Origin of the sequence: Methylicorpusculum sp. (assembly GCF_030651835.1) — a bacterium.
Taxonomy (GTDB): Bacteria; Pseudomonadota; Gammaproteobacteria; order Methylococcales; family Methylomonadaceae; genus Methylicorpusculum.
The window spans coordinates 1-10,564 of the sequence record NZ_JAUSBX010000129.1; the positions used below are offsets into that span (position 1 = coordinate 1).

Annotated in this window: 7 protein-coding genes and 1 pseudogene; 4 read left to right on the forward strand and 4 right to left on the reverse strand. The window is 45.4% G+C overall.

Annotated features, from left to right (window positions below; genetic code table 11):
- Nucleotides 1-687: 687 nt before the first annotated feature.
- On the reverse strand, nt 688-2,286 hold the full coding sequence (locus Q7V32_RS17020; RefSeq protein WP_304898180.1) for a SulP family inorganic anion transporter: 1,599 nt from the start codon (nt 2,284-2,286) through the stop codon (nt 688-690).
- A 157-nt stretch (nt 2,287-2,443) separates the two neighbouring features.
- Between Q7V32_RS17020 and Q7V32_RS17025 the strand changes: the two genes are divergently transcribed.
- Nucleotides 2,444-3,349, forward strand: coding sequence for a LysR family transcriptional regulator (locus Q7V32_RS17025; RefSeq protein WP_304898181.1), 906 nt, complete (start codon nt 2,444-2,446; stop codon nt 3,347-3,349).
- Between the two features lie 118 nt (nt 3,350-3,467).
- Here the strand turns inward: Q7V32_RS17025 and Q7V32_RS17030 are convergent, their stop codons facing one another.
- Together Q7V32_RS17030 and Q7V32_RS17035 are read right to left on the reverse strand one after the other, a co-directional pair.
- On the reverse strand, nt 3,468-3,668 hold the full coding sequence (locus Q7V32_RS17030; RefSeq protein ID WP_304898182.1) for a hypothetical protein: 201 nt from the start codon (nt 3,666-3,668) through the stop codon (nt 3,468-3,470).
- A 559-nt stretch (nt 3,669-4,227) separates the two neighbouring features.
- Nucleotides 4,228-4,956, reverse strand: a complete 729-nt coding sequence (locus Q7V32_RS17035; protein ID WP_304898183.1) for a DUF3581 domain-containing protein — start codon at nt 4,954-4,956, stop codon at nt 4,228-4,230.
- Nucleotides 4,957-5,352: 396 nt separating this feature from the next.
- Here Q7V32_RS17035 and Q7V32_RS17040 point away from each other — a divergent pair.
- Nucleotides 5,353-6,615, forward strand: a pseudogene (locus tag Q7V32_RS17040) (glutamate-5-semialdehyde dehydrogenase); the annotation flags it as partial.
- Nucleotides 6,616-6,720: 105 nt separating this feature from the next.
- Here Q7V32_RS17040 and Q7V32_RS17045 read toward each other — a convergent pair.
- Nucleotides 6,721-7,116, reverse strand: a complete 396-nt coding sequence (locus Q7V32_RS17045) for a hypothetical protein (RefSeq protein WP_304898184.1) — start codon at nt 7,114-7,116, stop codon at nt 6,721-6,723.
- Between the two features lie 241 nt (nt 7,117-7,357).
- Between Q7V32_RS17045 and Q7V32_RS17050 the strand changes: the two genes are divergently transcribed.
- Nucleotides 7,358-9,016, forward strand: coding sequence for an ExeA family protein (locus tag Q7V32_RS17050; protein ID WP_304898185.1), 1,659 nt, complete (start codon nt 7,358-7,360; stop codon nt 9,014-9,016).
- Nucleotides 9,017-9,020: 4 nt separating this feature from the next.
- A complete protein-coding gene (locus Q7V32_RS17055; RefSeq protein WP_304898186.1) occupies nt 9,021-9,815 on the forward strand; it encodes a general secretion pathway protein GspB in 795 nt (264 codons plus the stop codon).
- The last annotated feature ends 749 nt before the right edge of the window (nt 9,816-10,564 follow it).

Sequence of the window (10,564 nt, forward strand, 5' to 3'; positions counted from 1 at the left end):
CGACGCAAATCCTCTTCCGGCAGGTCAAGAAGCTTGTCTTCATCCAGTTGGTTTAGATCATGATCGCTCAGTTGCATGGCGCACAGAATAAGTCTTGGTGGCTTAAAAATACAGTTTTTTAGTGGGGGTCTGAATAGTTACGTCCCAAGTAAAAATAAACTCTTTTTAGATGTGTTCATCTGATTTCACCTATTCTGATTTTAGATGTATTAAGTTTTCGGCTTCTTAATGATTCTTGGATTCGAGGTTTGTTTTTAATGCATACCAATCTATCAGTGATTTTTACAATTTAAATTAACCAGCATGTCTTACGAACATTGGGGCCACCCATTAACTTGTCGAAGCAGTAATTCCCAGTTTGAGCTTTTTAGCGTTAATTAGGGACAAGGTAAGTCTGGCGAGGCACGCCGTGAATCCATTCATGAGGGCTTGACGATAGCGATCCTGCTATCGACATCCTCGCCAAACTCACCTTACACTTCTTTGGTGTCAAATTGGGAACTTGCTGCTGTCGAAGTCATTAAGCCAAAGATATTCCCCAAGCAAATTTTGGATTTTTTCGAGTTCTCTGTCATTTCAGTCAAATGCTTTTGTGCAGCGCGAGCCAGACACGAATCGGTATACAGATGAGGTTTGTGATGGCTCAATTCATCGGTAAAAAAGGTCATATCTTTGACCAGCAGCACGCTAGACCCTCAGTGCGCGTCGGACGGACAAGGGATGCTTGGCGACCGCATGGTGCTGGTGTAAGCCGACTATTTCGCAGGTACCGCCTGCTCTGCGATACTCTGCTCGAAAGTGATAGATGAATTCCAATACCGTGCTGTCGATCAAATTGGCTTCACTCAAGTCAAAAATTACCTGCTGGCCTTTGGGTAACGTGCCGGTCATGCTTTTTAGCGCAATAAAGTTGGAAAAAACGGCAGCGCCGTGGACCAGTACATGAAAATTCCCGGGTTCTTGTTCCTCAATACGGTAAGCGGCCTGAAATATCTGAGCCAGTTTGAGACCTCGTAACCCATGCAGTGCCAGTTCACTGACAATACCGATCAATACACCCAGCAATAGATCGGTCAGTAAAATACTGATCAGCGTCACGATAAACACTAGAAAATGACCAAAACCAATGCTTAAGGTTTTCGCAAACTCCATGGGCGAGGCGAGTCTGAAACCCGTATAAACCAACAATGCGGCCAGTGAAGCCAACGGAATCTGTTGGATCAAATCGGAACCCAAGCTGATAAACAGCAGCAGAAATACGCCATGATAAAAGTTCGCCCAGCCGCTTTGTGCGCCATAACTGATATTCGCCGAGCTACGGACAATTTCCGCAATCATCGGCAAGCCGCCGACTAGCCCACAGAGCGTATTGCCCAGGCCAATGGCCATCAAATCACGGTTCAAATCGGAACAACGATGCTTGGGGTCTAACTTGTCTACCGCTGCGGCACTCAGTAATGTTTCCAAACTGCCGATCAGGGTGATGTTAAAGACGCAGAACCAAAATTTAGCCGTGCCGATCAGGGCAAAATCGGGAAAATACAGCGCATCCAGCGGATTGTTTGGAAGATTCAACAAAAAATCAGGCCCGATTAAAAATTCACTCTGCGTCAAAAACTGAGTCACTACAAAGTGATAACGGTGCACATGATCTAAATCAAAGTAAAACGTCAACAGCAAACCGGAACACAAAACCCAAAGCGGTGCCGGTAACGTTCGACTTAATTTAAAAGGAAGACGAGGCCAAATTATCATGACGGCCAACCCGGTCAAGCCAATCATGGCAATAGGGACATTCAGATGGCTTATTGCCTTCGGTATGGCCATCGCTTGTTGCAGAATAGAACCCGTCTCCGCAGGAACTCCCAGCAACACATAACTTTGTTTAACCAGAATGATAATGCCGATGGCCGCCAGCATCCCGTGTACCACCGATGAAGGAAAAAAGGCACTGAGTTTGCCGGCGCGTAATACGCCCAGGGCAATTTGGATCAAGCCCGATATCACAATGGCCGCCAGCGTATAGGTAACACCGGCGGCAGTATTGCCCGCACCCAAGGTAAGTACGGAATCCAACACCACCACGATTAAACCGGCCGCAGGACCGTTAATCGTGAGTTGGGTACCACTCACCCGAGACACCAAGAGTCCGCCAATGATTGCGGTAATCAGGCCGCTCATCGGAGGAAATCCCGAGGCCATGGCGATACCCAGGCACAAAGGCAAAGCAATGAGAGATACAAAAAAACCTGCACGAAGATCGGTATAGACAAGTGTTTTAGGCATGGGCGTTATGAAAAATAATGAGGTTTGATGACTTCCCAATAGACTATCCGTAAGGAGTGCTTTAATCTAATAGATATTTTCTGCAATATCGTTATATTTTATATATCGATTGCCCTAATCCTGTTACCACCGCTTGCATCTGCGAACTTGAACGATCATGGCCAACTTAAACTATCACCACTTGCGTTATTTCTGGGTTATTGCCAATGAAAACAACTTGACCCGTGCCGCAGAAAAACTTCATATCTCGCAATCTGCGCTGAGTATTCAACTGCGCAAACTCGAAGAAAGCTTCGGGCAAAATTTGTTTGAACGGGAAGGACGACAGTTGATTTTGACCGAAGCCGGTCATGTTGCTTTGGATTATGCTCACGCCATTTTCCGCGCCGGTGATGAACTATCGAGTGTCATGCAACGCCGAGGAGAGGGTAGCCGGTGTTTATTACGTGTCGGCGCAGTATCCACCTTATCACGCAATTTTCAGTTGGATTTAATTAAACCGTTGCTGGCTATGGACGATATTGAGCTGGTATTGCATTCCGGCAGTCTTAAAACCTTAATGCAGCAAATGCAGGAACACACTTTGGATCTGATCTTGTCCAATCGTCCGGCACCCGATGCCCTGGATCGAAATTGGCAATGTCATTTGTTGGATGAGCAAATTGCCAGCCTGGTCTGCCAGGCAAGAACGGCACCAGCCAATTTGCGTTTTCCGGAGGATTTGCACCATGCCGAATTATTGGTGCCCAGCATGGAAAGCGAAATTCGGACTGCTTTCGATTTTTTGCTCAAGCAGGCCGGTGTTAGGCCCAAAATTGTTGCCGAAGTGGACGACATGGCCATGCTGAGACTGTTGGCGCGAGAATCCGGAACACTGACATTGGTGCCGCCCGTGGTGGTGCGTGACGAATTGCTGAGCGGACATTTAGTCGAGTGCGTTCAGATCGCAGAAGTCAAGGAACGCTTTTATGCGATCACCCCGGAACGTCACTTTCCCAATCCGCTATTAAAAACCCTCTTTCAAAATTTTAAGCCCTCCAATCAAGAGGAGGCAGTGCTTTAGGTTTGCAGCAATAGTCCTGTTTTACTGCAGGTTACCAGCCGAATTAGCTGCCCAATCTTTGGAGATCAGGATATTAAGTGCCGAGTAATCTAACCCACCTGCTTTAGCTGGTGGTTGTTTAGTTTGTTAAACGCGGCATGTACAACCACTGAAACAGACCAATGCGAGCAAAAAAACGTTCCAGTGAGGCATCCAAATTCGTATATTTCACTCGCTCAATTTGATTCATATCGTATAACTCATTAATCTCGCCACCTAGCAGACTAATGGCGGCATGTTGATAATCCTTGATGGATTGTCTGTCAGGTACTTGCTGCAAGGCACCCAATTATTCTGATTTTTATCAATAAGATATAGTCCCAATAGGGGTATTTCTTAGCATTCTTTGCAACTATTTATCGATTGCATCGTGATCAGATAGGTCAATTTGAGTCATAGAATAGTCTGGCTAAAAAATACTCATTAGTGAAATTGGGAAAATATGTTGACAGCTTGACCAGGATTTTTTGAGTCACAAAAAAAATCTGGAATGCAAAAATTGAGTGGTTTATTGATTTGAAGCAATTACTTGGATTTTACATCTTTTCCAAACTACCTTGTTGGTCAAGAAAATCATAGGAGCGCTCTTGGTCACGCCGACGAAATGTGTTGAATTGGTGTATGGTTCTGTTTAAAACACCCTGCATAATGGAGTTAAGCTTTGGCTTATTGTTTTCACTTTCGATCTCCCACTTTGCTCGGCCCGAAGTCACCACCTCCGCTATGCTGTCTTCATCAACCGCTAATGACTTGGCGAACGTATTTCGATACCGTAAATGGCACGCCGCTTATATAACGATAGCTAGTGGTTTCATGCCGTTTACCGCCTTAATTAGGGATTAATTGGCTGCCACAGTCAAACTTTCTTGGTAAGCGCTTTTCTTAGCCAAATAGTCATTGACAAATGCCTGCATTGAATCTGCTTCAAAACCATTCGTGACGCTGATAGCTAGTTTTTTAAAGCCCGTACCCACTACTTCTTCGTCCGCTTTGATCTGAAAATGTAAAAAAGCTGATGCGCGTTTGCCGTTGACTTCTATTTTCGGATCCAACATTTTAACGGAGGCCTGGCTAAAATTAAGGTGATCAAACGTAAGCGTCATACTTTCGTATATCACAAGCGGCCTGTTAATGTTAAAAGTAATATTTTCCTTGGCTAATAACGGAACCAGTACATAAGGAAAATTTTGTCCTGAGAAAGCCACATAATCGCGAATAAAGCTTTCAATCAAAGTTGAATCTTGACTGATTTCTCCTGACCGTTCTACTTGCAAATAGGGTTTGCCTTGACTATCAGTCACTTCAAACCGCTCGGCTTCAGTGTCGGGAAAGTTTAATAACAGGCCGTGTCCGACCATACCGGAAAAGACAAAGTGCATATTTTGGCTAAGCCCATATTTTTCCAATACCAGGGAAAACAGTAAATCGCCCGGTACGCAAAAACGTTTGGCATCGACATCATGTAAGGGGTTGAAATCATGCGCCACTTCTTTGGCGAACATGCTGGCCTGTTCAGTGGCAATAATGACATTGCCATCCTGGATATTGTAGAAGTCTTTTAAAAACATATTCTTAGTCACTATGAGGTGTTGATGCCAATTGTACCATACATCCTATACGACTCACGTGATGCCCCACTGTAAACATTGTAAGGCTAATGATGGTGTGAGTGATCAATTGGAAAACAGTGGGTATGCTGGGAATCATCTCTGGTTTTTCCACGCAGACTTCATTAACGCGTAGCGGTTTAGTGGGTTGACCGAAAAATTTCAGTTATAAAATGTTGGAACTTAAAGAAAAATCACCTATTCAATTGACTATTAAAAAGGGTCTTGCATAGGCTTAGGTTTTGGATGTTTCCCATCTGTCATAAAATGGTGATCTTAAGCCCTTTAGTTTTATCGTTGTTCATCCGGACAGTCCATCAATGCTGTCAATCCTAATTCTCTCAAAAAGCGACCACCGTTAAATATATGAGTACTCATACTGTTCAAGACATTGCCAGGCAAAGCCGCCTTGCGTCACGCAAGTTATCATCAACCCCCGAGTCAATACGCAATCTTGCCCTGGCTAAAATGGCTGACGCACTTGAGTCGGTTAAGCATCAGGTTCTGGAAATCAATGCCCAGGAAATCATCAAAGCCAAAGATGAAGGGCAATCGGATGCGATGATCAAGCGTCTGACGATAGACGATAAAACCTTTCAATACATGCAGTCCCGATTAAAAAAAGTAGCACAACTGCCGGACCCGCTCAATCGGATACTGGCAGGGCATACCAATCCTGCGGGGCTGCGGGTCTACAAAAAATCGGTGTCGCTAGGTGTCATCGGCATTATTTATGAGTCGCGCCCGAATGTCACAACCGATGCGGCAGGGGTGTGTATAAAAAGTGGTAATGCCGTCATCTTGCGCGGTGGATCGGAAGCCCTGCTAACCAACACAGTGCTTACCGATGCCATGATTGAAGGTGCTGTTAATGCAGGTCTACCCGAATATGCGATACAGATCATCCGAATTCCCGGCCACGAAGCGGTGGGAGAACTGCTCAAAATGGATGACTATATTGATGTGCTCATTCCTCGCGGCGGAAAAGGACTGATCAAGCGCATTGCCGAAGGCACCCGAATTCCAGTTATTAAACATTACGATGGCATTTGTCACCTTTATATCGCAGCCGATGCGAACCCGGAACAGGCCGTCGCCATCGTGGTTAATTCAAAATGCCAAAGCGTTCAGGTCTGTAACGCGGTGGAAACTTTGTTAGTCGATCATCACTGCGCCGCACATCTGTTGCCGCTTATTCATGCCGCATTGGATTCAAACAACATTGAACTGCGAGGCTGTGAACAGACGCAAAAGCTACTGCCCACTATTTCACCGGCAACAGAAGATGACTGGCATAGCGAATATCTGGCGCCAATCCTTTCGGTCAAGATCGTCGGTGGTATTGATGAAGCCATTGAGCATATCAACCACTATGGATCGGGTCATACCGACGGGATTGTGACGCAAAGCCTGACGTTGGCACGGCAATTTGAAGAGCAGGTTGATTCAGCCTCCGTCATGATTAACGCCTCGACACGATTGTCAGGTGGCGGTGATTATGGTTTGGGGGCGGTAGTCGGCATCAGCACCGATAAACTGCATGTCCGGGGTCCGGTCGGACCCGACGAGCTGACGACCTACAAATGGGTTGCTTATGGCGATGGACATTTAAGGAGTTAGCCAATCCAACATTCAAGGCCAAGGCGTTAAATGTTTTTTTTCGCAAAAAACATGCAAACCAGCAAGGCCAGGGCGAAGGGATCTCATTGAATTAGCTGGATAATCTTAATCGATTCTTTCCAACGCGGGTGGTTTGGCTTTGAACAATTCGGCGACAATTTCAAGTTGTGAAGTCAGCTTGGGTATGGCTGGGATTTTCCAGGCTTTGCCAATGATGCGGGATAATAAATTATTTAACCAGGGACGGTCAGATGTCGCATGATGAATGATCACTCTATAGGATTCGCCATCATTAAATACGGCAAAATCCTCCACACAAACTTCAATCGTTTGTTCTTCACCGTAAAGCCTTATTTGAACATAGAGTCGGGGTGCGTCTACATCAAAATTAAACTCTGTCAATTCCACAATGCCCTTCAGAATGATATTCGAGACCCAGACGATCAGTATGTTCGGGGTCAATTTTATCGCTATTTTTAATAAACTGGATTTGATGCTCATTTTTTTGCCTTGGTTAGATTGCGGGTTACATACAACATGTTACAGCCTGATTGCTTACGAGCTTCAGCTAAATTCGAAACAGTATCGACTTTATGAATTCTGTTCATAGCGTCACCCCTGCTGGGATTGCCTGGATGCCCCGCTCCGGCAATGTCAACGGACTAGCTGAAACTCGGTTTTTGTTTAAAGTAGAGTTAGAATAAGAAATAGTCGTGATTTCCTTATCTGGCAGCCCCATAAATTGTATAAACAATACTTTAATTTTTCCGAAAATCCGTTTTCGATAGCCCCTGATCCGCACTTCATGTATATGAGCGCCCGGCATCAGGAGGGCTTGGCCCATCTTTTATATGGCATTAACGAGGGCGGGGGCTTTGTTGCGCTAACCGGCGAGGTGGGTACCGGTAAAACGACCATATGCCACTGTTTGTTGCAGGATTTGCCCAAGCATGTTGATATCGCAATGATATTAAATCCTAAAATGAATGCGCTGGAATTGCTCGCTACTATTTGTGACGAGCTCTCTATTGATTACAACACTTCGCAGCCCTCACTCAAAAATTTGGTTGATGCGTTAAATCAGTATTTGCTGATAGCCCATGCCAAGGGCAGGCGAACCGTATTGCTGATCGATGAAGCTCAAAATTTGAGTATGGAAGTGCTGGAACAGATTCGTTTGCTGACTAACCTTGAAACCAGCAAGAGCAAATTATTACAAATTATTCTGGTGGGTCAGCCCGAGTTGCAATGGTTGCTTAGAAAACAGGAATTGCGCCAGCTCAATCAGCGGATTACCGCTCGTTACCATTTGCTGCCGTTATCACTTGCCGAAACCCGCGAATACATCCGGCATCGTCTTTATGTCTGCAATGGCGATACCGAGCTTTTTAAAGCCACTGCGATCAAAAAAGTCTATCAATACTCGTCAGGCATTCCCAGAATTATCAATATCCTCTGCGACCGCGCTCTGCTGGGCGCTTATGCCCATAATGCACGCGTCATCACTCCCAGTATTATTGATGCCGCTGCGCGTGAAACATTGGCACCGTTCCTTGGTTCGCGTTCGCGAAAGATATTGCTGTTAACACTGTTACTGTTGAGTTGCGTTGCATTTGGCCTGTTTTATTACAAAGATATGGATCATTTGGTAAGACTGGCATCAACCATCGAGCCGGTAAAGCAATTATCGGAGCCTTCGGTAGTTATGGCTGCTGCCAAAAATACACCACCGGTCGAAACACCCCCCCCCATAGCCGTCGTAGCTATTCAGCCTGCCAAAGCGGCAGAAAAGTTCGATGACTGGCTAGCTAATCCTGATTTGACATTGAGCGCGGGAATTGAAAATGCATTGAGAGTCTGGGGGCAATCGCCTCCTGTTTCCGGCAGGGCGGATTGTACTTCGGTGCAGAAGCAGGGTTTTATTTGTGTCAGTGGATCGGCTACCTGGAAAGATCTGATATCAATGAGACGGCCAGTCATTCTGGAATTCACCTCAACAGATCAGTCCAAACGTTATCTTCTGATGACCGGGATAAAACAGAGGCAGGCGATCTTTCAGCACGGCCGGGAAGTGAGTTTTCCTGTTGCCGATGTACTGCGTTACTGGAACGGCCGTTATCTGATCATCTGGCATTCGCCTTTCCCTAATGTCCAGGCGATTTACCCGGGTCAAACGTCCGATGATGTGTTCTGGTTACGCCGGCAATTGACAGCTAATGATGGGGTTGATGAACAGGTAAGTGATCCGCGTTTTTTTGATAGCGGCTTACTAAAACGGGTCAAAGCTTTTCAGTTGCAGCATCATTTAACTGAGGACGGTATTGCCGGTACCCGAACGCTTTTTTATCTCGACAACCTGACAAGTTCACCAAACTCGCCTCGTTTAATAATTGCCGATTAATACCATGTCTTACATTCTTAATGCCTTACGAAAATCAGAGCAGGAACGCCAGTCCAAGCAGCCTGAGTCGGTGACCAACAGAATTCTGATGCAGCCGCCCGAGCGCAAGACGGCAGTCATTGGCTGGATCGCTTTAGCGATTTTGGGTAATGTAGCGGCTATCGCAGGGATCATCTGGTATGTTCAAAATTTACCCGAGCCGCCAAGGATTGATGCTGCGCTTGTCGTACCCTCTGTCGTTTTGGCCGATAGCGAATCTAAAGACAAACTAGAAACCAAGTCGATTGAACCGCTAAAAATCAGGGAAAATCAGCCGCTCCCAAAGCCGGTTCCAGCAACTGAACAGATATCAACCAGCAAACCTAAGACTAATCCGTTAAAGCCCGTTTTACCCGTTCCACCTAAACCGGTCCCGGTTAAGATAAAGGAGCCCGTTGAAGATGCCGACAAACCGGCTTCTGTCGTGGATAATCGGAGCTTTGATGAAGTTATTGAGCCGGTCCCGGATATGACAGCTATCGCTTTGGCAGCGGAACAAAATCAGGAGCCAGTGCCTCATTCAGCGAATAAAATTCCCTATTTATCGGACTTGCCTAATGACTTTCGGCAATCGGTCCCAAAAATGGCGATCAATGTTTTTGTCTATGCAAGAGATCCGGCTGAGCGTTTTGTCATCATCAACATGGTCAAATATAAAGCAGGCCAGCTGACCAAAGATGAGGTGGCTATTAAAGAGATTCTGCCAAAAAGCCTGGTTCTGAATTATCGCGATCAGACGTTTCAGATTGCACAGCCATAACAGTCGGCGAGGTCAAGTGAGTCTTGCAGTTTGGCAATATACGGATATCAGTGGTTCTTATCCATATAAATACTATCAACGAGTTTTTTAAACCAAACGGGTCTAAAAATAACCACGAAAAATCCGGTTAGACTGGTAATGGGAAAAGGTATTACCATCAGGATGAGGAACGTTAAAGCACATTTGAACCGGGTCCAGAGTGAAGCTGAATTCATTTGGAAGATTCTCCCTTTATCAAGATCCTAAAACGTAACTACTCGCAGGCTCGGAATTGAGGGTGTAGGTGATTGAATCAAATCAATCGCTTACACCCAATAAAACGGGAGGGGTGAGCAGACAATCTAAAACCTATCGTTTTTCCCTCATGACTCCCTGAGTCAAGGCCCTTTTCGTCATCCTTGCATTCTACGAGTTTTGCACAGTAATACCATTTTTTTGAAATACACAGTTTTAAGTTCGCGATTGATGCGCTTCTTATCTCAGCACATCCTACACACCGCACTTTCACAGTAACGAATAAATCAATCTATCCTTAAAGGTATCTGCTCATCCCCTCCAATTTTAGTGGGTGTAGGTGGTTGATTGAAAAGGCTTCTGCAACAGGGATGCCCTCAGTGTCAGGATAGTTGTCGCCTCTAAAATTTTATAGAGGTACAAAATGCAAACCCGTTATAGTGAAGAATTTAAACAGCAAGCCCTGAGTAAAGTATTGCAACGCGGTGATAAAAGCATTCAATCGATTGCCGATG

Bases quoted from the DNA above. Each gene is read 5' to 3' on its own strand.
- Q7V32_RS17020 (WP_304898180.1), bottom strand. From the start codon at position 2,286: ATGCCTAAAACACTTGTCTATACCGATCTTCGTGCAGGTTTTTTTGTA.
- Q7V32_RS17025 (WP_304898181.1), top strand. From the start codon at position 2,444: ATGGCCAACTTAAACTATCACCACTTGCGTTATTTCTGGGTTATTGCC.
- Q7V32_RS17035 (WP_304898183.1), bottom strand. From the start codon at position 4,956: ATGTTTTTAAAAGACTTCTACAATATCCAGGATGGCAATGTCATTATT.
- Q7V32_RS17045 (WP_304898184.1), bottom strand. From the start codon at position 7,116: ATGAGCATCAAATCCAGTTTATTAAAAATAGCGATAAAATTGACCCCG.
- Q7V32_RS17055 (WP_304898186.1), top strand. From the start codon at position 9,021: ATGTCTTACATTCTTAATGCCTTACGAAAATCAGAGCAGGAACGCCAG.